Origin of the sequence: Shewanella electrodiphila (assembly GCF_023283985.1) — a bacterium.
GTDB lineage: Bacteria > Pseudomonadota > Gammaproteobacteria > Enterobacterales > Shewanellaceae > Shewanella > Shewanella electrodiphila.
The window spans coordinates 66,034-86,777 of record NZ_JAKIKU010000016.1 but is presented as its reverse complement, the minus strand read 5'-3'; the positions used below and the strand labels follow the sequence as shown (position 1 = coordinate 86,777).

General features: G+C 41.0%; 22 protein-coding genes. 15 read left to right on the top strand and 7 right to left on the bottom strand.

The annotated features are described in order from the left end of the window. The first annotated feature begins 26 nt into the window (after positions 1–26). The 4 genes from L2737_RS20255 (at position 27) to sstT (ending at position 4,521) form a co-directional block, all read left to right on the top strand. Complete coding sequence (locus tag L2737_RS20255; protein WP_102526675.1) at positions 27–497, top strand: phosphatase domain-containing protein; 471 nt, start codon at positions 27–29, stop codon at positions 495–497. 99 nt (positions 498–596) lie between these two features. After that, positions 597–2,114, top strand: a complete 1,518-nt coding sequence (locus L2737_RS20250) for a phospholipase D-like domain-containing protein (RefSeq protein WP_248956921.1) — start codon at positions 597–599, stop codon at positions 2,112–2,114. A gap of 88 nt (positions 2,115–2,202) precedes the next feature. After that, the gene (locus tag L2737_RS20245; RefSeq protein WP_248956920.1) at positions 2,203–3,081 is read left to right on the top strand and encodes a chemotaxis protein CheV; all 879 of its coding nucleotides are present in this window, start codon (positions 2,203–2,205) and stop codon (positions 3,079–3,081) included. Between the two features lie 216 nt (positions 3,082–3,297). Beyond that, positions 3,298–4,521: a serine/threonine transporter SstT gene (gene sstT / locus L2737_RS20240; RefSeq protein ID WP_102526677.1), complete on the top strand. Its 1,224-nt coding sequence runs from the start codon at positions 3,298–3,300 to the stop codon at positions 4,519–4,521. Positions 4,522–4,648: 127 nt separating this feature from the next. Here the strand turns inward: sstT and L2737_RS20235 are convergent, their stop codons facing one another. Continuing rightward, entirely contained in the window at positions 4,649–5,308 is a 660-nt protein-coding gene (locus tag L2737_RS20235; RefSeq protein WP_229372131.1) for an RluA family pseudouridine synthase, read from the bottom strand. A gap of 139 nt (positions 5,309–5,447) precedes the next feature. Continuing rightward, positions 5,448–6,044 (bottom strand): acyl carrier protein phosphodiesterase, encoded by a 597-nt coding sequence (locus tag L2737_RS20230; RefSeq protein ID WP_102526679.1) that lies wholly within the window; start codon positions 6,042–6,044, stop codon positions 5,448–5,450. 180 nt (positions 6,045–6,224) lie between these two features. Here L2737_RS20230 and L2737_RS20225 point away from each other — a divergent pair, with 180 nt between their 5' ends. The 6 genes from L2737_RS20225 (at position 6,225) to secF (ending at position 12,127) form a co-directional block, all read left to right on the top strand. Next, the gene (locus tag L2737_RS20225) at positions 6,225–6,422 is read left to right on the top strand and encodes a hypothetical protein (RefSeq protein ID WP_248956919.1); all 198 of its coding nucleotides are present in this window, start codon (positions 6,225–6,227) and stop codon (positions 6,420–6,422) included. A gap of 193 nt (positions 6,423–6,615) precedes the next feature. Continuing rightward, complete coding sequence (gene queA / locus L2737_RS20220; RefSeq protein WP_229372137.1) at positions 6,616–7,656, top strand: tRNA preQ1(34) S-adenosylmethionine ribosyltransferase-isomerase QueA; 1,041 nt, start codon at positions 6,616–6,618, stop codon at positions 7,654–7,656. 144 nt (positions 7,657–7,800) lie between these two features. Continuing rightward, positions 7,801–8,934, top strand: coding sequence for a tRNA guanosine(34) transglycosylase Tgt (gene tgt / locus L2737_RS20215; protein WP_102526682.1), 1,134 nt, complete (start codon positions 7,801–7,803; stop codon positions 8,932–8,934). A 31-nt stretch (positions 8,935–8,965) separates the two neighbouring features. Next, positions 8,966–9,298, top strand: a complete 333-nt coding sequence (yajC, locus tag L2737_RS20210) for a preprotein translocase subunit YajC (protein ID WP_102526683.1) — start codon at positions 8,966–8,968, stop codon at positions 9,296–9,298. 17 nt (positions 9,299–9,315) lie between these two features. Then, positions 9,316–11,166, top strand: a complete 1,851-nt coding sequence (gene secD / locus L2737_RS20205; RefSeq protein ID WP_102526684.1) for a protein translocase subunit SecD — start codon at positions 9,316–9,318, stop codon at positions 11,164–11,166. A gap of 13 nt (positions 11,167–11,179) precedes the next feature. After that, positions 11,180–12,127, top strand: coding sequence for a protein translocase subunit SecF (gene secF / locus L2737_RS20200; RefSeq protein ID WP_248956918.1), 948 nt, complete (start codon positions 11,180–11,182; stop codon positions 12,125–12,127). A gap of 90 nt (positions 12,128–12,217) precedes the next feature. On the opposite strand, the gene L2737_RS20195 is transcribed toward secF, so the two are convergent. Beyond that, entirely contained in the window at positions 12,218–12,442 is a 225-nt protein-coding gene (locus L2737_RS20195) for a hypothetical protein (RefSeq protein WP_248956917.1), read from the bottom strand. Next, positions 12,439–12,837 (bottom strand): DUF3224 domain-containing protein, encoded by a 399-nt coding sequence (locus L2737_RS20190; RefSeq protein ID WP_248956916.1) that lies wholly within the window; start codon positions 12,835–12,837, stop codon positions 12,439–12,441. Before L2737_RS20190 ends, L2737_RS20195 begins: the two co-directional genes overlap by 4 nt. Positions 12,838–12,967: 130 nt before the next feature. On the opposite strand from L2737_RS20190, the gene L2737_RS20185 reads away from it, so the two are divergent. From L2737_RS20185 to L2737_RS20165, 5 genes are all read left to right on the top strand, one after another. Then, positions 12,968–13,285: a putative signal transducing protein gene (locus L2737_RS20185; protein ID WP_102526688.1), complete on the top strand. Its 318-nt coding sequence runs from the start codon at positions 12,968–12,970 to the stop codon at positions 13,283–13,285. Positions 13,286–13,449: 164 nt separating this feature from the next. Then, on the top strand, positions 13,450–14,403 hold the full coding sequence (locus L2737_RS20180; RefSeq protein WP_248956915.1) for a precorrin-2 dehydrogenase/sirohydrochlorin ferrochelatase family protein: 954 nt from the start codon (positions 13,450–13,452) through the stop codon (positions 14,401–14,403). A gap of 144 nt (positions 14,404–14,547) precedes the next feature. Continuing rightward, positions 14,548–15,084, top strand: a complete 537-nt coding sequence (locus L2737_RS20175; RefSeq protein WP_248956914.1) for a YaeQ family protein — start codon at positions 14,548–14,550, stop codon at positions 15,082–15,084. A gap of 294 nt (positions 15,085–15,378) precedes the next feature. Continuing rightward, on the top strand, positions 15,379–15,954 hold the full coding sequence (locus tag L2737_RS20170) for a CBS domain-containing protein (RefSeq protein WP_102526691.1): 576 nt from the start codon (positions 15,379–15,381) through the stop codon (positions 15,952–15,954). A gap of 142 nt (positions 15,955–16,096) precedes the next feature. Further along, positions 16,097–16,558, top strand: coding sequence for a GNAT family N-acetyltransferase (locus tag L2737_RS20165; RefSeq protein WP_102526692.1), 462 nt, complete (start codon positions 16,097–16,099; stop codon positions 16,556–16,558). Between the two features lie 158 nt (positions 16,559–16,716). On the opposite strand, the gene L2737_RS20160 is transcribed toward L2737_RS20165, so the two are convergent. From L2737_RS20160 to L2737_RS20150, 3 genes are read right to left on the bottom strand one after another with little or no spacing between them, the layout of a single operon-like run. Beyond that, positions 16,717–17,103, bottom strand: a complete 387-nt coding sequence (locus tag L2737_RS20160) for a rhodanese-like domain-containing protein (protein WP_346349201.1) — start codon at positions 17,101–17,103, stop codon at positions 16,717–16,719. An 11-nt stretch (positions 17,104–17,114) separates the two neighbouring features. Then, positions 17,115–17,333: a YgaP family membrane protein gene (locus L2737_RS20155; protein ID WP_229372160.1), complete on the bottom strand. Its 219-nt coding sequence runs from the start codon at positions 17,331–17,333 to the stop codon at positions 17,115–17,117. A 23-nt stretch (positions 17,334–17,356) separates the two neighbouring features. Beyond that, a complete protein-coding gene (locus tag L2737_RS20150; protein WP_248956913.1) occupies positions 17,357–20,743 on the bottom strand; it encodes an efflux RND transporter permease subunit in 3,387 nt (1,128 codons plus the stop codon). Position 20,744: the final 1 nt, after the last annotated feature.

The following is a 20,744-nucleotide window of genomic DNA, read 5'->3' as shown; positions in this document are numbered from 1 at the left end:
CATAAATTTAAGAGTAACCATTAAATATGAAGCAGTTATTTTGGTTAGTAGATGGCGTTATCGCCGGTCGAAGTGGTCCCAATAAACATGAATGGGATGTCGCAGAGTTAAAAGCCGCTGGTATTGGTGCGATTGTATCGCTCAATAACGGTGAAGGTGTCGATGAAGATCAACTAGCAGCGTTAGGTATTCGCTACCTTTGTACGCCTTTTTCAAGAAATATTCCGCCACAGGAAGGTGACGTTGCTATTTGCACTGAACAAGCGCCAAAAGCGCTGGCATTTATTCGTCAATGTGAGGCTGATAATATTGCCGTGTTGATACATTGTCGCTCAGGCAAAGATAGAACGGGTATTATGATGGCGTATTATTTGATGGATAATGGCGCTGCCCCTGTTCACGCGGTAAGCCAAGTGCGCAGTATCCGCGATATCGCATTTAGTTCAGAAGGCTGGGATCAATTAGTTTTTGACGTGCTATATGCTTTGCAAGATTAGTTAGCCTCAAATTAGTTATCCTAGAATTAGTTATCCTAGAATGAGTTGTCCTAGAATAGGATCAAAGGTTTAAATCCATAACGAGAAAGGAATCGGTGAATGCACAACAATAAATACATATTTATCTTATGTTTTGTGTTTGCCTTTTTTATTTCCGGTTGTGCATCTCAGGTGGAATTTGAACCTTTAGAGCCTCAATATAAACTTGCTCCCCCCAAAGATTCAGTGTTAGCGGAATATGTAAAATCGCATAAAAAACCAGAATTAACAGGTGTTAAAACCTTAGCTGATGGCCTTGATGCATTCATCGCTCGTTTAGCAATGATTGAAAGCGCAACAACAAGCATTGATTTGCAGTACTACATTTATCGCAATGATGATGTCGGTAAGATGCTCACGCTGTTTTTATATCAAGCAGCTGAGCGTGGTGTGAGAGTGCGTATTTTATTAGATGATATGACCACTGCTAGCTATGATGATGGATGGATGGTGATTGCTAATCATCCTAATATTTCTGTAAGGCTATTTAACCCTTCCTATGAAAGACATTATCGTGGTATTGCATTCATTACTAATTTCACTCGCATGAATCATCGCATGCACAATAAGTCATTAACCATAGATAACTTAGTGAGCATTGTGGGCGGCAGAAATATTGGCGCTGAATATTTTTCTGCAAACGAAGATGTCGAATTTGGTGACTTAGATGTACTGACTATCGGTGAGGCTGTTGATGACGTCTCAACCCAGTTTGATACCTATTGGAACTCTAAACAAGTTCAAAGCATTCAACAACTTGTTCCTGCCAACGATATAAATACCAACCTTGAACTACTGATCCAAGAAGCGGCAAATTATAAAGCGACATTAGCGAGTAGTGAATACTATAAACGCCTTGAGAATAGCAGTCTGCTAGAAAGGCTTAAAAACCAGTCTGTGCAGTGGTACTGGGGTAAAGCAGATGTTGTCTATGACCCACCTAATAAGCTCAAAGCGAGTAGCGACACTCCCATTTTACTTGATGATCTAAACTACTTTTTTAATCAAACTCAGCAAAGATTAGTGATTGTGTCACCGTATTTTGTTCCAGGAGATGCGGCAACCAATGCTTTTATTAAAGGAGTAAAACAAGGTAAAGACATTACCATTGTTACAAACAGCTTAGCGGCGACGGATGTACTTGCTGTTCATGCAGGTTATCAGCAGTACCGTCAAAAGTTGGTTGAAGGCGGGGTTAAAATTTACGAAGTAAAAGGCAGTCCAACTGAGAAAAAATCCAGCTGGAAGGGCAGTAGTCGTAGCAGCCTGCACGCTAAGACATTCGTCATTGATGAAGACATAGTCTTTGTCGGCTCGTTTAATTTCGACCCTCGTTCAGCATTGATTAATACTGAAATGGGCATTGTGATTGAAAGTCAACAATTAGCCAAAGACATGGTTGCAGGGTTAACTGAGTCAGCCGTTTCTAAAGCCTATGAACTCGCTATCGAAGATGGCGACTTGGTCTGGATAGACAATACAGATGGCAAGGTTATTTATGCAGAACCAGGCGCAGGTTTTTGGCGCAAATTCTTTGCGGATTTTCTTGCATTATTGCCAATAGAGTCACAACTTTAACCCCTAAAACTCAATTGGCTTCACCTAAATTTGATATGTTATTATCGGTATGGTTAACTCAATTTAATGTATTTTAATGGGTGATTTTATGAAGAGCAAAGCGAGCCAATCTCAGGGGCTGTTACTGTTTCATCTCTCTCATATTCAGCAATTTGCCTTAGGTACGTTGAAGATCCGCGAAATTGTCCCATTTAGTAATTTATCCAAAATTCCACGTTCTCACCCATCAATTCTGGGTGCGGCGACTATTCGCGGTAATACTATTGCCGTGATTGATATGGCAGCAGCTATTGGCTTTAAAGCTATTTCGCCAGATGAGCAAAAAGATTGTTATGTGATTATCACTGATTGCCAGAGAATGGTGATTGGTTTTCTAGTCAGAGCCATTGATAAAATCATTGAGTGTAATTGGCGCGACATTGAAGCGCCAGCGTCCAACCTAGGTCATAATGTGTTTTTAACTGGGGTGACGCGCTTAGATAATAAATTAGTTCAACTACTCGATGTTGAACTTCTGATGGCTAAAATATTCCCACATGATCCTGCTGCAAACCGCGCAATACTGACAGATGTTGAGCGTGAACAATTAAAGCCGATGCGTATTTTATTGGTGGATGATTCCAAGGTTGCCAGAAAGCAATTATCCGATGCGCTCGACTCGATTAACATTCCATATGATGTGACTTCAGATGGTCATGATGCATTGCAAATAATGCGTGATGCAGCAGCCCAACAAAAACCTATTAATATTTTAGTCAGTGATATTGAAATGCCAGGACTTGATGGCTATGAGTTAGCATTTGAAGTAAAGAACAATCCTGAGCTAGCGAACGCGTACATCATTTTGCATACTTCGCTTTCCAGTGAGATAAGTGTCAGTCAAGCTAAGCAAGTCGGCGCCAATGAAGCGCTGACCAAATTTGATGCCCATGAATTAATCGATGCCATGCTACGTGGTGCTAAATAGTGGTTTTGCTAGGGTTTTAACCTACTGCATTATAATTGGTCACATGTTGGCTAAATGTGGTTTGTTTGGAACTAGTGAGTAATATTAGCGTATCATTTTGCCCTCAGACTAGACTTTAGCCATTTCATCCGATATATACCTATCAGAGCTTATTAAAAGCCGCACAAATATTAGAGCTTATTAAAAGCCATAAATATAATAATCATAGGTCAAGCAATGAATCAAAATCAATCACTGTTAGCGCGGGTTGCTAACGGTAGCTTAGTGCTACAAATTCTCGTCGGTATTGTACTCGGTGTTATCCTCGCCACAGTTTCAACCTCAGCAGCTACTCAAGTGTCATTTTTAGGTAGTTTATTTGTTGAAGCGTTGAAAGCTGTTGCACCTATTTTAGTGTTTGTCTTAGTGGCATCATCAATTGCAAATCAAAAGAAAAACACCCAAACCAATATGCGACCTATTATCGGCTTGTATTTGGTTGGCACGTTAGCTGCTGCATTAACGGCTGTGGCATTTAGTTTTGCATTTCCAACAACGTTATTACTTGCAGGTGGTGTTGAAGGGTCTAACCCGCCACAGGGCATTGCAGAAGTATTGAATACATTGCTATTCAAAATTGTAGATAACCCAGTAAATGCCATTTTAACAGGTAACTATATTGGTATTTTAGCGTGGGCTGTGGGTCTGGGGATCACATTACATCATGCGAGTGATTCAACGAAGAAAGTGGTGTCAGATTTAAGTGACGGCGTAACTAAAATCGTTCGTTTCGTAATTCGTTTCGCACCTATTGGTATCTTTGGTTTGGTTTCTGGCACAATTGCAGCCACAGGTTTTGAAGCATTAGCGGGATACGCTCAATTATTGGGTGTGTTAGTGGGTTCAATGCTGTTTATCGCATTAGTGGTTAACCCGATTATTGTGTACATAAAAATCAGACGTAATCCTTATCCATTGGTACTGAAATGTTTACGTGAAAGTGGCGTGACTGCATTCTTTACGCGCTCAAGTGCAGCGAATATTCCAGTGAATATGGCATTGTGTGAAGAGTTAAAACTTCATAAAGATACTTACTCAGTATCCATTCCATTAGGTGCAACCATTAACATGGGCGGCGCGGCAATTACGATTACAGTGCTGACGCTTGCAGCTGCAAATACCTTAGGTATTCAAGTCGACTTCTTAACCGCTGTGTTATTAAGTGTGGTTGCAGCGGTATCAGCTTGTGGTGCGTCAGGTGTTGCTGGTGGTTCGCTATTACTAATTCCATTAGCTTGTGGCTTATTTGGCATTTCAAATGATGTGGCGATGCAAGTGGTTGCTGTTGGTTTCATTATTGGTGTGGTTCAGGACTCTGCTGAAACAGCATTAAACAGTTCTACCGATGTCGTATTCACTGCTGCAGCATGTGAAGCGGCGGAAGCTAAAGAAAACAGCTAATAAATCACTATTTATAAGCTATAAAAAAACCGCTCATATGAGCGGTTTTTTGTTTTAGTCATTGGGTCAATATCAATTACTAATCATCAATCACTATTCACTAAATCTTAGCTGCTAGCCCTTTACCTTAGTCACTGAAAGGGTGCTTGCTGAAAAAGGTTCGCTGCTTTTGCGTGTAAGGATGGGTAATTGTTAGCATTTGCGCGTGCAGGCTCAATCTATCTCTTAGCGCGATGGTATTCTCATCAGCATAAAATGCATCACCTAATATCACATGGTTGAGTGCTAGCATGTGAACGCGCAGTTGATGTGTTCTACCTGTTTCTGGCATCAGTTTAACCAGAGTATGCTCTGGGTGTCTTTCAATCACTTCATAATGCGTAACCGCTGTTTTACCTTGCTCAGATACAATCTGAAAAGGCGGGTTAGTTTTGTCGGCTGCTAATGACAAATCTACAGTGCCTGAGTCACTCTCAAGTTGGCCCTTAACCTCTGCGATATAAACCTTTTTGGTTTTACGGTCCTGAAATTGGGTCTTTAAATGAGATTCGGCCTTCTTATTACGAGCAAATACCATTACACCTGAGGTATCACAGTCTAAACGATGCACTAAGATGGCTTCAGGAAATAGTTTTTGCACTCGTGTAATAGCACAGTCATGTGTCGCAGGTGCTTTACCCGGATTAGCGAGTAATCCAGCTGGCTTATTGATGACAATGATATCGCGGTCTTTATAACGGATATCTAGCCAAGGAATACTAGGTGGTTGGTAATCAAAAATTTGCATGAAGTCGCATCGGTTTACAAAATAGTGGGGTATTTTAGCAAAGTTTTCGCTGTGCAGTAATGATTAACGCACAGCGAATAACAATAATGGTCTAATCTAGCTTGCTCTGATGGATTATACGCGTCGGTGCTTGACCTGACTATGGCAGGTATTGCTCAGGTGTTTTTCTACTATAAATTCGACTGTATGCCATTAATTGCGGATAAAAGGTTCTAAATGCAATTTCAATATCGACATATAATGTATCTACATCTTTGATGGCCGTGTTAAACAATTCAGGTTTTGAAATTCTCCGACTCACGCCTTCAATGGCTTTATTCAATCCTTGTTTAGTTTGATAGCTGGATAGCCAATCTTGTTCGATAATGCTGGGAATGATGAGTTGCAACTTTTCCGGTAAGTCAGAAGTGTCCTCAAGACTGCGATAAGCTTTTTGAGTAAAGTCAGCCAAAGGCTCCTGATGATATTCATCCCAATAAAAGGCCAAGTAATGGTCAAAGGCTAAATCCACCAATATTGGTGCGACTCGGCGAGATGATTTTGGGAATAATTTGATTAAGTCCACAATTAATTCATGGCTATCAGTTATTTGATCTATCTGCCTATGAAGCCAAATCCCTTGCTGTAAATGCTGTGGGAAGTGTTTTATATCGCCTTTTGCAAAGTCACCAGCGAGATTGGCTGCCAAATGAGTATTGCTGATATCGGCTAAATGTAGGTGAGCAAGAAAGTTCATATTTTGTACTTTTATTTTTTGAATTTTTCAGTATGATGCTTAACCACGTAGTGAAAAGTTAAACGCCTGCTGACATCTTTTAAGTCTAGTTTCAATCATATAGATTTCTACTCAAATGTCATTGGTATTATTTTTCAGGGATGTTACGTCTAATTATAAAAATCGGTTTAAGGATCATGGATGATGAAAAACTGGATAATGTCAATACTGGGTCAACAACCTAATCGCAAGCGTACCAAAATTGAAGTTGACCTTCGATTCGAAAAGCAATCTTTTCTACCTGAAAATAACTCTTTAGCTGAAGAAACTGATGCCGCGAAATCCGCAGCCGAAGTGGATAACAATATCCATCAATTCAAATCGCCCAATATTAAGTAACCCTCCGAACGGTTAAAAGCTGAACTGAAATTTGGTTCAGCATTCAATGTGGATCGATTCTTTACTCAATCACATTCAGATATTTGTTTCCTGCTGCTGGCAAACCAAAGATTAATCACCGTCTAAACTTGATATTCATGGTCGGTAGTCCTAGACTAGCGGCCGTTTTTATTGTCTTTAAAAGAGTATAGATATGCGCGTTGCTGATTTTTCTTTTGATTTACCAGATGAACTTATTGCCCGCTACCCAATGGCGGAGCGAAATGCATCAAGATTATTGACCCTTGACGGCAATAGCGGTGCATTAGCAGATCAGCAATTCACTGACGTGTTGTCGAAAGTAAACAGTGGCGATTTGATGGTGTTTAATAACACTCGAGTTATTCCCGCGCGTTTATTTGGCCAAAAAGCCTCAGGCGGTAAACTCGAAATTCTTGTTGAAAGAATGCTTGATGATAAACGTATTCTTGCTCACGTTCGTTGTTCAAAATCGCCGAAAGTTGATTCAATTGTCATCCTAGATGGCGGTTATGAAATGAAGATGCTTAAGCGTCATGACGCGTTATTCGAATTAGAACTGGATTCTGATAAAACGATTCTTGAAGTGCTAGAAGAAGTGGGACATATGCCACTGCCTCCTTACATTGACCGCCCAGATGAAGACACTGATAAAGAGCGTTATCAAACCGTATATAACCAAACCCCTGGTGCGGTAGCTGCGCCAACTGCAGGCTTGCATTTTGATGATGCGATGCTGGCTGCATTAAAAGACAAAGGCGTGAATATTGCTTTTGTGACTTTGCATGTCGGGGCTGGGACTTTTCAACCTGTTCGTGTTGATACCATTGATGAGCATGTGATGCATTCTGAGTGGGCTGAAGTCTCTCAAGAAGTGGTTGATTTAATCGCGGCAACTAAACAAGCGGGTAATCGAGTCATTGCTGTAGGTACGACCTCAGTACGTTCACTTGAAAGTGCGGCGAAGGCCAGTGGTGATAATCCGCTTGCTGAATTTAAAGGCGATACCGATATCTTTATTTTTCCTGGTTATCAGTTCAAAGTGATTGATGCCATGGTGACTAATTTCCATTTACCAGAATCAACTTTGATCATGCTAATTAGTGCATTTTCAGGTTTTGATAATGTAATGAATGCCTATCAACACGCGATCGAACAAAAATACCGCTTTTTTAGCTATGGCGATGCCATGTTTTTAACGAAAAAAGCCCCGTAACGATTGATTTTGATCTAAAATACCCGCCCACAGAGGTGGGTATTTTTTTGGGTTAATTTTAACTTATTACTTGAAGTTATCACTTATGCCCTCATGTCTTATGCAACAACAACGAGTCAGACTGTTTATCTGGCAAGGTGATTTATGAATTTTGAACTTGATACAACAGACGGACGCGCACGTCGCGGCCGCTTAGTTTTTGAACGTGGCACGGTTGAAACACCTGCTTTTATGCCTGTTGGCACTTACGGTACCGTTAAAGGTATGACACCAGAAGAAGTTCGTGCGACGGGTGCGGATATTTTACTGGGTAATACATTCCATTTATGGCTACGTCCTGGTGAAGAAATTATGCGCAAGCATGGTGACTTACACGACTTCATGAACTGGCAACGTCCTATTTTAACCGATTCAGGTGGATTCCAAGTATTTAGCTTGGGCGACATCCGTAAAATTACCGAAGAAGGTGTGCATTTCCGTTCACCAATTAATGGTGAAAAGATTTTCTTAGACCCTGAAAAGTCTATGCAAATCCAAAACTCATTAGGCAGCGATGTCGTGATGATTTTTGACGAATGTACTCCGTATCCAGCAACGCATGACGAAGCACGTAAATCAATGCAGATGTCTCTGCGTTGGGCACAACGTTCACGTGATGAGTTTAACCGCTTAGAAAATCCAAATTCTTTATTTGGTATTGTTCAAGGTGGCGTATATGAAGATTTACGCGATGAAAGCGTTAAAGGCTTAACTGACATCGGTTTCGATGGTTACGCTGTGGGTGGTTTGGCAGTTGGTGAACCTAAAGAAGACATGCACCGCATTTTAGAGCATGTTTGTCCTCAGCTACCAGAAGAAAAACCGCGTTACTTAATGGGCGTGGGTAAACCAGAAGATTTAGTGGAAGGCGTTCGCCGTGGTGTAGACATGTTTGACTGTGTTATGCCAACTCGTAATGCCCGTAACGGTCACTTATTTACTTCTGAAGGTGTCATCAAAATTCGTAATGCTCGTCATCGCGATGATACCGCTCCTTTAGATGAAAGCTGTGATTGTTATACCTGTAAGAATTATTCACGTGCTTATTTATATCACTTAGATCGCTGTAATGAGATCTTAGGTGCGCGTTTAAACACCATTCATAACCTACGTTACTATCAAATTTTGATGGAAGGTTTGCGTGGTGCTATTCAGACGGGTACATTAGACGCCTTCGTTACGGATTTTTATACTAAGTTGGGTCGTGAAGTCCCACCAGTACCAGAATTACAAGACTGATTTTTAATCTAGAAAACAAGAAGAGAGTAATATGTTAATTTCAAATGCATACGCAAACGCAGCTGGCGCACCACAAGGTGGCGGCACGATGGAACTGATTTTCATGCTAGTAGTTTTTGGCTTGATTTTCTACTTTATGATTTTCCGTCCTCAGTCAAAGCGCGTTAAAGAGCACAAAAGCCTAATGTCAGCATTAAGCAAAGGCGATGAAGTGCTAACAAGCGGCGGCATTTTAGGCAAGATTGCTAAAATCAGCGAAGACAGTGATTACCTTTTATTGAGCATCAATGAAACAAGTCAAATCACTATCAAGAAGGATTATGTTGCAGCGGTATTGCCTAAAGGTTCTATCCAGTCGTTGTAAGCCAAGAGGGCTCAGGTGTGTTAAATAAATACCCAATGTGGAAAAACATCATGGTGTTGCTTGTCCTCACCATTGGTGGTTTCTATGCAATTCCAAACCTTTATGGTGAGGATCATGCGGTACAAGTCGTAGCGACTCGTGGCGCAGAAGTAACAGCTTCAACACTATCGTCAGTAAATGGATTACTTGAGAGTAAAGGCATTGCGGTAAAGCGCGCTGAGCTCGAAGATGGACAATTAATTGTCCGTGTTCAAAATGCTGAACAGCAATTATTGGCAAGAGAAGCAATTGCAGAAAGTTTAGGTGACAAATATACCGTTGCATTAAACTTAGCGCCAGCTACCCCTGAATGGCTTGATGCCATGGGTGGGACGCCAATGAAATTGGGTCTTGATTTACGTGGCGGTGTTCATTTCTTAATGGAAGTGGATATGGGCGAAGCCATTCGTAAGATGGAAGAAGCCAAAATTGCTGATTTCAGAAGCCAATTACGTGAACAGAAAATCCGTTATGCCGGCGTTCGTAAAACGGCTAAAGGCTTAGAAATCAAGTTCCGTGATGCTGACAATCTTGCTAAAGCTGAACGTTATTTGAAATCGTTAAGCAATGAAATGGTATTCACCGACGGTAGCGTTGGCGAAAACTATGCTTTATACGCAAGCATGAGTGATGTTTATTTGAGTCAAATCAAAGAAGACGCACTTCAGCAAAACATCACTACTATTCGTAATCGTGTTAACGAATTAGGTGTTGCTGAGCCAGTTGTACAACGTCAAGGTGCAGAACGTATTATTGTTCAGTTACCTGGTGTTCAAGATACTGCGCGCGCAAAAGAGATTTTGGGTGCAACGGCATCGATTGAATTTCGCATGGTAGATGATAAAGCTGACCAAGCCGCAGCCGCAGCTGGCCGTGTTCCTGCATCATCTGAAGTTTACCCACGTCGTTCTGGCGGTATTGCTGTATTGAAAAAAGAAGTAATGTTAACGGGTGATCATATCACTGGTGCTCAACCTTCATTTGACGAATACAGTCGTCCACAGGTGTCAATTAACCTTGATGCTAAAGGCGGTAATATCTTCTCAAACGTGACTAAAGACAACATTGGTAACCCAATGGCGACTTTATTTATTGAGTATAAAGATAGCGGACAACGTAACCCAGATGGCACAGTGAAAATGACTAAGATTGAAGAAGTCATTTCAGTTGCAACTATTCAGGCACGTCTTGGCCGTAACTTCGTGATTAATGGTCTTGACCATGCTGAAGCACAAAGTTTAGCGTTACTGCTACGTGCAGGTGCTTTGATAGCGCCGGTAACGATTGTTGAAGAACGCACAATTGGTCCAAGTCTTGGTGCTGAAAATATCGAAAACGGTAAAATGGCGATGATATGGGGCATGATAGTTGTCTTAATCTTTATGCTTATTTATTACCGTGCATTCGGCGTCATCGCAAACTTAGCGCTAACTGCTAACTTAGTGATGGTTGTGGGTGTCATGTCGATGATCCCAGGTGCAGTATTAACCCTGCCAGGTATCGCAGGTATGGTACTAACAGTCGGTATGGCTGTTGATGGCAACGTGCTTATTTTCGAACGTATTCGTGAAGAGTTGTTAGCAGGTCGTAGTGTTCAACAGGCAATTCATGAAGGGTATGCGAATGCATTCTCTACCATTGCCGATGCGAACATCACAACCTTTATGACTGCCTTGATTCTATTTGCTGTGGGTACTGGTGCTGTAAAAGGTTTCGCAGTCACACTAATGATAGGTATCGCAACGTCTATGTTTACATCTATTGTGGGAACACGTGTCATCGTGAATCTCATGTGGGGTGGTAAACGCGTTAAGAAACTGTCTATTTAAGGAGACGTCGACTATGTTACAAATATTTTCAGTTACCAAAGCGATCGACTTCCTTAAGCATGCGAAGGTTATCAGTCTTTTATCGGTTGTTCTTGTTGTTGGTTCTCTACTCTCTTTAGGAGTTAAAGGCATCAACTGGGGACTTGATTTTACTGGCGGTACCGTCGTTGAACTTGAGTTTTCTCAGCAGGTTGATTTGATTCAACTGCGCAGCGGACTTGATGCTGATGAAGCAGAAGGTGCGGTGGTTCAAAACTTTGGCTCAAGCCGTGACGTATTAATTCGTCTTCCGGTACGAGAAGAAATCAAAAGTGATGACCAAGTTAGTGCCGTTATGGAAGCTGCTCGTTCAATTGATTCGAACGTGATTCAAAAGCGTGTTGAGTTTGTTGGACCTCAAGTCGGTAAAGAGTTAGCCGAGCAGGGCGGTCTAGCCGTTATTGTTGCGTTAATTTGTATTTTGATTTACGTATCATTCCGTTTTGAATGGCGCTTAGCAATGGGTTCAGTTGCGGCACTTGGTCATGACGTTATCGTTACTTTAGGTGTTTTCTCAATCTTACAACTTGAGTTTGATTTGACTGTATTAGCGGGCTTATTGACCGTTGTCGGGTATTCATTGAACGATACGATTGTTGTATATGACCGTGTTCGTGAAAACTTCCTCAAGATGCGTAAAGGCGGCCCTAATGAAGTCGTCAATAAGTCAATTACTCAAACTATGAGCCGTACCATTATTACAACAGGTACAACCCTTGTGGTAGTGATTGCACTGTTCCTTAAAGGTGGCACGATGATCCACGGATTCGCAACAGCATTGCTTTGCGGTATCTTTGTGGGTACCTATTCATCTATTTACGTTGCAAGTTTCTTAGCGATTAAGCTTGGGATCTGTCGTGAACATATGATGCCTGTTGAGATTGAAAAAGAAGGCGCTGATCAAGACGCTGTTATGCCTTAATTATTAACTTATTAAGGAAATAGCTAATAATTAGCGAACCCAAAAGCCACTCAATATTGAGTGGCTTTTTTGTGAATGTCATTTAGCGAATTAAGCGTTTTGTTGGGATAACAAATGTTGGTAGACGAGAGGAGAAATTGCGGCAATAAACTGGCCATTAGCAGGGTGCAATACATCGAGTTCAACCCAACCATCCGTTGATAGTTGCTCTAAAACGTTAACCTGGGTACTGTCCACCGCTTGAGCCTCCCACAGCCCTTGTGCTTTGATAATGCCAAAATTGGTATGTAATCGAGTAACCGTAAATGGGATCATAATTGAGTCACTTCGATTTGATAATGGGCTTGGCCTTTTTCACCAGAAGTAAAAGTACCGTGTCCTTGAATATTAACTAACTCACCTTGGCCAGAATTAGGCACAATCATAAAATGGCTGCTGGCAATGCCATTTTCAAATTTGCCATCATGCTGTAATACGAAACTGCCAGATTTACCACTAACACTCACTTCAACGTTCTCATAACCGCAAAATACTGCCATGCCGTCGGCGGTATAGCACATAATGTATTTAGGCTGGCTGACCCCTTCAAGATCACCAGAATACATTTGGGTAATACTTGCTGACGTTTGTTTCGCGCCATCAGGGTGCTGGATATCGGTGGTTTCATCCCAGCTGGTAATTTGAAAGATGCCTGATATTTGAAGATTCATATTGTTCTCCTTTTAGAACTAACATGAGCATATATTGAGTATAAAGTTTAATCAATGCTCGACAGCAAGAACCATTTGCAAGTAGGATAATTAAAAATTTGCCAGCAGAGCAATAGCAGTAAGGATAATAATGGAAGATAGAAAAGTACTATTAACTGGTGGAAACTTGCTCCAGGCACACACTTGGAAAGGACTACTGGAAACAAATGGCATCATGGTCGAGCTCACAGGCGAAGCATTAGTGGGGGGCGTCGGCGAACTTCCTACTGAAATGCAAACTGTCGATCTATGGGTTAACCAAAATCAATTAGAGCAAGCTCGCTCAATTCTTGAATCACATGATATGGATCGTCCTCAATGGCAATGTTTACATTGTCATGAAATGAATGACGGCAGTTTTGAATTGTGTTGGCAATGCAGTTCGCCCCAAAGTACACCCCATAACTAATATACATAATGAATACCAATAGCGAATAGCCATAACCAATGACCCAAAACTAAGATAATGAGTTAAATCATATTAATTGATTATCTTTGATAGCCAAATTGACTAGGACAATCACTGATTAAATTGGTTATAGTCAGGTCATTGTGATATTTCGAGACTAATCAATGCAATACTTTCCATTGTTTGTGGATACTAAAAATTTAAGTGTATTAATTGTTGGTGCTGGTGAAGTAGCAACCAGAAAGTTAGATTTATTATCTCGTACAGAAGCCGAAATCGACGTTATTGCGCCAGATATTGCTGCCGAAATCCGTGTTTATGAACAAAAGGGTCGTATCAAGCTTTATCAACGTGCAGTTCACGCTGATGACATTGCTGATTATGATGTTATTTACATGGCGACGGCTAATGAACAGCTGAATATGGATTATGCGGTTTTGGCCACTCAAAAAGGAATTTGGGTAAATGTTGTCGATAATCCAAGTTTCTGCCGCTTTATTACCCCGTCAATTGTCGACAGAGGAAGATTAGTCGTCGCGATTAGTACTGCTGGTGCTGCGCCTGTATTCGCTCGTACCATTCGCTCACGCCTTGAAACGTTATTACCGCAATCATTGAGTCCATTATTTGATTTCGTCGCTTCTAAGCGCATTGAAGTGCAGCATAAAATTACTTCAGGTAAAGACAGACGATTATTTTGGGAACGTTTTTTTAATCTCAATAATGATCGTTTTGATAGTGGCACGCAAAACCATTACCAAGATGCATTTGAAAGTTATGGCGCCGAAGGTGAAATTTTATTATTTAATGAAAATGATAATGCAGGTTTGCTTCCTATTGCCGCCATGCCATTACTACAAAAAATAGATACGTTTTATTCTGATATGACGCAAGATGGTGTTAATCATGAGGCAATTAATGCTAACCACCATAGCTTGACCGATATTAATGAGTTAGTAAGACGTGATGCCAGTCGTGAAAGCATTCCTACATTGAGCGAAATCGCTGAGAAATATCAACATGGCGATAGGATGTTACTGGTGGTCAATCAAGAAAAACTGAATAAGCTTAAAGCGCATTTTCCTATGGCCAAACATCTACAACCTGGCGCTTTATAATATTAACCTGATTGAGTTCATTTTTATAAAATTGATGCCGAGAGTGGTAAAATAAGGTCTGTTTGATAACCGCTTATCATAAACCGAGTTTCATACTGAAGTTAAACAGTATAAACTCGGTTTTTTTATTTGACTGGAACCCTCATGGCGCCTAAAGCTACCGTCTTTAAAGCTGCACTTCAAATTGCTGATATGGACAGAAATTACTATGCTGACCATCAATTAACGATTGCTCAGCATCCTTCAGAAACTGATAGCCGTATGATGGTAAGAATTCTTGCGTTTATTATGAATGCCTCAGACGCTTTGCAGTTCAGCAAAGGCCTTTGTGTTGATGATGAGCCAGAGCTATGGGAAAAGAGTCTTTCAGATGAAATCATGCTTTGGATTGAATTTGGTCAAGCTGATGAAAAATGGCTACGCAAAGCGTGCGGCCGTTCAAAGCAAGTGCAATTAATCACATATGCGGGTCGCAGTGTACCTATCTGGTGGCAGCAAAATGAACAGGCGCTTCAACGCTATAAGAACCTGTCAGTATTTAATATTGATGAAGATAGTGTTAAAGCTATGGAAGTGTTTGTCGCGCGCAGCATGAAGATTCAAGTGAGCATCAGTGATGGCGAGATTTGGCTGTCTGATGACGCTAACAGTTTGATGATCCAACCTGAGCAGTTAAAGTAACAGCAAACTAAATATGGACTATAATTTGTAGGTTACCAAGTCTTAGTAACCTTGCCTTAGTTATAACGACGTGCGCCATTTTAAAAATGGCTAATATAATAACTTTTACGGCTATGACCGTTTTAAACAGCGGTTTCAGAAGGTTATATATATAGTTCTCAATATCTTTACTGACTCTGTTTTTACAAAATATGTTTTTACAAGATATGTTTAACGGGTAAAAGTTGAAGCAACCAGAATAGACTCGATAACAAATTGGGATTTGTATTAGAACAGTCTATGAAGGATGTGACAATGAAGACGCTATCGTTAAAAACTATTGAAAAAATAGATCTACTCGCTCGGCCAGAAGTGGCTGAGCATATCAATATATTCTCTGCCGCCTCTGCAGTTTTCACCGATTTTAAAACCCTCAAACCTTTAGTCATTAAAATGAACACCGCAGCTGTCGATGTTGAACATTTGATGAAACAATCCCATGTTAGGCTCAAAATAGTGATTGATGAAAAAGGCCACTTTATGGGCTTAGTCAGTTTGCAAATGCTTCATAGCCAAGAAATGCAAAAACATGTCGCACAAGGCTTCCCAAGGGAGCAGTTATTATTGTCCGACTTCATGCTGCCAAAAGATGCCTTAAAAGCCATTGATTACCAAGAACTTTCAAAAGCGCGCATTTGTGATGTGATTGATACGCTTAAACATTCTCAGCATCAGCATTGTTTGGTTGTCGATGAGCAACGAGATGTGATTCGGGGACTTATTTCAGCAAATGATATCGTGCGAAAATTAAAACTCCCGATCGATGTGAGCCTTAATCCTAGCTTTATGGAAATAGCCGATAGCATCGAGAAAGTAAAAGTCGCTAGCTGAATGTGGTGAATTGAATACAGTTATTGAAGTTACTTAGGTCTTTGAAGTTTTGTTCTGAAATGATTAAATCAAATCGTCTTTGGTGTTGTTTTTCAAAAGTATAATCATTAATGTCTAATAAACCTTTTTAGATGGAGTGATTATGCATATTCGAAAGGCAACCATTGACGATGCTCCAGACGCATTTGAAATTCGTAATCTGGCGATTTTATCACAATGCAAAGGCCACTATAGCGATGATATATTGACTAAGTGGACAGATGGAGAGTTACCGACAGAGTTTGCTCATGCATTCGCAAAATATGGTTTTGTTTCTGAAATCGAAAACAAAGTGGTTGGTGTTGGTATGCTTGATGTTGATAACGGTATGGTCGATGCCATATTTGTTCGCCCTGAGTCTTTCGGTAAAGGCTTAGGTAAGCGAATGCTTAAGCATCTAGAAGCTCAAGCAAGGCGAGTAAACTGTAAAGAACTGAGGTTGGATGCCACGTTAAATGCAGCCGCATTCTACAGAAGTTGTGGTTTTGAAGGTCATAATCAGTCTGTTTGGCATTCTCCTAGAGGGATCGATCTTGCCTGTATTCCGATGGTTAAAGTCCTTTAGCATCAGTGCTACCATTTATGTTCGGTTATACAAATAAATTGGGTTCACGAGTATTGAGTGATAAAGAGTTAGACATTAAAAAAGCCTCATCAATGAGGCTTTTTTGTGTCACAAATAGATACCAATATTGAGTTCGTTGTGGGGATCAGTTAACGAGGTTAATTAGTCTCATGTGCGCGCAACATTTCAAATCCACCGCCATTATAGCTTTGAGTAAAACCTGCTTTGACCAGTTCTGCAGTGGCAATGCCACTGCGTCTTCCACTACGACAATAGAGTACGATTGACGTATCTTTTGACAGCTTTTGCTCGGTTAATTTGTTTAGCACCACTTCAAAAGGGATATTGATAGCCCCTTCTAAATGTCCTGCTGCAAACTCTTGTTCAGTGCGGACATCAAGCAGTATCGCTCCAGCATTAATTTTATCCCAAGCCACACTTGGAACCTTATCTTCAGCACTTGAAATAGCTGAAAACATCAATGCTAAGCAGCCAATAACCAGTAATGCTGTTTGATCAAAAAAGCGAGAGTGTCGTTGTTGCACAGGCGTTCCTTTTATTCTTTTTGTAGAATTGCTAATTCAGTGGCCGTTTTGACACCTAGCTTTTTAAACAGCATTGCAGCTGGGCAAAAGCCAGTGAAGGCACTTTGTAATAGATTAGCGCCAACAAACACGGTTAGCCAGATAAAGTTATGATCTAGCCAAGCTGTTAATGCTAATGACAACAACACCATAAAACCGGCAAATGCCATAATAACTCTTTCTAAAGACATGTGAATCTCCTTAAATACCTTGTTTATTCTTGTATAAATTGTTTATTTTTCATTACGCTGTAATACAGAATTGGAATAACCACCAGAGTTAAAATACTGGATATAAAAATCCCGAAAATCAGACTGATAGCTAGACCATTAAAGATAGGGTCATCAATGATAAATAGGGCACCGATCATGGCTGCAAATGCAGTCAACATAATGGGTTTTGCCCGCACAGCGCCTGACTGAATAACTGCTTGTTCCAGCGGCACACCTTTGGCTGTTTCTAAATTGATGAAATCAACGAGTAAAATCGAATTCCGTACGATGATCCCGGCAAGGGCAATCATGCCAATCATTGACGGGGCGGTGAAATGAGCGCCCAATAAAGCATGGCCCGGCATCACGCCAATAATAGTCAGCGGAATAGGCGCCATAATCACTAAAGGAACGATATAGGACTTAAAGTGGCCCACAACCAACAAGTAAATCGCTATCATCCCAATGGCATAGGCAATTCCCATATCTCTGAAGGTTTCATAGGTAATTTTCCATTCACCATCCCATAAAATGGCCACTTCATCTAAGCCATCGGGTTGATTAATCAAATGCTGTTTAATTGGGTAAGGGTTAACGCCGGAGTCATTATCATCTTCTATGCCTGCAAACATGCTGAACATGCCGTAAAGTGGGCTATCTGTTGGCCCTGCCATATCAGCAACCACCATAATCATAGGCACCATGTTTTTGTGGATGACCGGGGTATTGATGTTGCCGTGCTCAATTGATACAAGGTCGCTTAAGCTAATGCTTGTTCCTTCGGCATTGGTCAATCTTAATGACAATATCTGTTGTAAATTAAGCTTAGATTCTTCGCTTGCCTGTAATCTAATTGGGATCGGCAATTGATAATCTTTATTATGCAAATAACTCACATCTGCACCTTCTACCGCAGTGGCGATGGTATTGACAATTTGAGAGTATTGAAGACCCAATAATTGCGCCTTGCTTCTATCAATATTTAAGCGCCAGTGCGCCGCATCACTGGGCAGATAAATATCCACATCGACCACATGTTCAGTTTGCTTAAAGCGTTGCTCTAATGCTTTGGCGGTTTGCTCACGCAATTCAGTCGTGGGGGCATAAACCTCTGCCAAAATCGGTGACCACACAGGTGGTCCAGGTGGCACTTCAACAATTTTAATATTGGCTTGATAGGGTTTAGCTATCTCATGCAGTTTATCGCGAACTGAGGTTGCGATTTCGTGGCTATCTCTACTTCTATCTGATTTGTCGACAAGGTTTACTTGGATATCACCCAACTCTTGGCTTTGTCGCATAAAATAATGTCTGACAAGGCCATTGAAGTTTATTGGTGCGTGAGTACCAGCATAAAGTTGTAGATGTTCAACTTCATCTACGCTGAGCAAGTAGTCACTTAAGTCTTTAAGGACTCGCTGAGTTTGCTCCACTGGGGTACCTTCGGGCATATCCACCAACACTTGAAACTCAGACTTATTATCAAATGGCAGCATTTTTAAAATCACAGCCTGGCCAACTGGCAGTGCTACAGCGATAGCAATTAGTAATAAAATGGCACCTGTTAAGCCAAAGCGGGCTAAACGCGCTTTGCTACCTATGAGAAACGGTGTCATTAATCGTGTAAATAAACCCTGTAGTTTATCGTCAGTATTATGTGACTGTGACAGTGGCTTTAATGGTGTCTGACTATCCGCTTGTTTTGTATCAGATGTAGCCGAACTTGATGCGGTAACACCTGAATTGTCTTGTTGACCTGAATTTAATTGTGTCTGACGAGCCGCTTGTTTTGTATCAGATGTAGCCGAACTTGATACGGTAACATCTGAATTGTCTTGTTGATCTGAATGACTGTGTCTGAGCAGTTTTAAACTCAACCAAGGTGTGACGACAAATGCGACGACTAATGAGATCAACATACCCATACTGGAATTTATCGGAATAGGGCTCATATAAGGCCCCATAAGACCAGAAACGAACGCCATAGGCATAAGTGCAGCAATAACAGTAAAGGTGGCTAGAATCGTCGGCCCGCCGACTTCATCAACTGCAAGAGGTATCAGTGTTTTAAAGTCTTTAGTCCCCATTGCCATGTGTCGGTGAATATTTTCGACCACCACAATGGCATCGTCGACCAAAATCCCGATGGAAAATATTAACGCAAATAAGGATATTCGATTAAGGGTAAAACCCCATGCCCACGATGCAAATAATGTCATGGCTAAGGTGACGATAATTGCGATACCGACCACTAGGGCTTCACGCTTGCCCATGGTGATTAATACCAATAGCACAACAGCCATCGTGGCAAACATGAGTTTTAGGATGAGCGTATTGGCTTTATTACCTGCGGTTTCACCATAGTTTCTTGAAACAGTTACTTCAACATTGTCTGGAATTAATAGATTATCGACCTTGGCAAGGCGTGTCATGATTTGCTCAGTGATCTCCACCGCGTTTTCGCCACCTTGTTTACCAATGGCAATCGTGACAGCTGGGTAGGTGCCTGATGAATCAACATGCCAAACGTTATCGGTTGCAGTATCAGCTTGTAAGCTGATGTCAGCAATATCTGATAAATACACAGGGTTTGCTTGGTTATTGACTTGGCTAACTTTAACAATCAATTGGCTCACATCTTCAATGCTCTGAAGGAACTGACCAGTTTGAACCTTGATGAGTTGATTCTGCTGGATTAAGTCACCAGGCATGGATATTTGATTATTATCAGTGAGGACGTGTGTTAACTCTGAAAAGCTCACGCCATAGTGGTTCATTTTAAGTGGATCAAGTCGAACATTTACCGCCAGCTCTTGGCGTCCCATCGAGTAAATTTCTCGAGTGCCTTTAACTCGCTTAAATTCATTTTCAAGTTCAGTGGCGACAATGGTTAAATCTTCAGCATTCACATTAGGATCTTTCGACCAAAGGGTTAAGCCTACAATTGGTACATCATCGATACCGCGAGGTTTGATTAAAGGTGTGCCAATGCCTGCAGCTTGATTAAACTTATCTTGGTTTGATTGCAGTTGGTTGTATAAATTAACAATGGCGTGATCGCGAGCAACGCCCACATCAAACACTGCGATGATGAGCGCACCGTCATTCATCGAAAAGGAATATAAGGTGTCGATTCCTTTAAGTTCAGAAATAATCTTTTCAGCGGGTAATGTGACCTGTCTAGACACTTCTTCAGGTGTGGCGCCAACATAAGGAATATAAACATCAGCAAAAGTAACGTCTATTTGTGGTTCTTCTTCTTTAGGCGTGACTATGATGGCAAATAAGCCTAATAAAAGCGCTAAAAGAGCCAACAATGGCGTGATAGCACTTGATTGGAAGGCTTTTGCAATTTTACCTGAAATGCCAAGAGTAGTAGGTTCAGTCATG

Excerpts from the sequence above, each read along its gene's own strand:
- L2737_RS20255 (WP_102526675.1), top strand. The coding sequence starts at position 27 with ATGAAGCAGTTATTTTGGTTAGTAGATGGCGTTATCGCCGGTCGAAGT.
- L2737_RS20250 (WP_248956921.1), top strand. The coding sequence starts at position 597 with ATGCACAACAATAAATACATATTTATCTTATGTTTTGTGTTTGCCTTT.
- L2737_RS20245 (WP_248956920.1), top strand. The coding sequence starts at position 2,203 with ATGAAGAGCAAAGCGAGCCAATCTCAGGGGCTGTTACTGTTTCATCTC.
- sstT (WP_102526677.1), top strand. The coding sequence starts at position 3,298 with ATGAATCAAAATCAATCACTGTTAGCGCGGGTTGCTAACGGTAGCTTA.
- L2737_RS20235 (WP_229372131.1), bottom strand. The coding sequence starts at position 5,308 with ATGCAAATTTTTGATTACCAACCACCTAGTATTCCTTGGCTAGATATC.
- L2737_RS20230 (WP_102526679.1), bottom strand. The coding sequence starts at position 6,044 with ATGAACTTTCTTGCTCACCTACATTTAGCCGATATCAGCAATACTCAT.
- L2737_RS20225 (WP_248956919.1), top strand. The coding sequence starts at position 6,225 with ATGATGAAAAACTGGATAATGTCAATACTGGGTCAACAACCTAATCGC.
- queA (WP_229372137.1), top strand. The coding sequence starts at position 6,616 with ATGCGCGTTGCTGATTTTTCTTTTGATTTACCAGATGAACTTATTGCC.
- tgt (WP_102526682.1), top strand. The coding sequence starts at position 7,801 with ATGAATTTTGAACTTGATACAACAGACGGACGCGCACGTCGCGGCCGC.
- yajC (WP_102526683.1), top strand. The coding sequence starts at position 8,966 with ATGTTAATTTCAAATGCATACGCAAACGCAGCTGGCGCACCACAAGGT.
- secF (WP_248956918.1), top strand. The coding sequence starts at position 11,180 with ATGTTACAAATATTTTCAGTTACCAAAGCGATCGACTTCCTTAAGCAT.
- L2737_RS20195 (WP_248956917.1), bottom strand. The coding sequence starts at position 12,442 with ATGATCCCATTTACGGTTACTCGATTACATACCAATTTTGGCATTATC.
- L2737_RS20190 (WP_248956916.1), bottom strand. The coding sequence starts at position 12,837 with ATGAATCTTCAAATATCAGGCATCTTTCAAATTACCAGCTGGGATGAA.
- L2737_RS20185 (WP_102526688.1), top strand. The coding sequence starts at position 12,968 with ATGGAAGATAGAAAAGTACTATTAACTGGTGGAAACTTGCTCCAGGCA.
- L2737_RS20180 (WP_248956915.1), top strand. The coding sequence starts at position 13,450 with ATGCAATACTTTCCATTGTTTGTGGATACTAAAAATTTAAGTGTATTA.
- L2737_RS20175 (WP_248956914.1), top strand. The coding sequence starts at position 14,548 with ATGGCGCCTAAAGCTACCGTCTTTAAAGCTGCACTTCAAATTGCTGAT.
- L2737_RS20170 (WP_102526691.1), top strand. The coding sequence starts at position 15,379 with ATGAAGACGCTATCGTTAAAAACTATTGAAAAAATAGATCTACTCGCT.
- L2737_RS20165 (WP_102526692.1), top strand. The coding sequence starts at position 16,097 with ATGCATATTCGAAAGGCAACCATTGACGATGCTCCAGACGCATTTGAA.
- L2737_RS20155 (WP_229372160.1), bottom strand. The coding sequence starts at position 17,333 with ATGTCTTTAGAAAGAGTTATTATGGCATTTGCCGGTTTTATGGTGTTG.
- L2737_RS20150 (WP_248956913.1), bottom strand. The coding sequence starts at position 20,743 with ATGACTGAACCTACTACTCTTGGCATTTCAGGTAAAATTGCAAAAGCC.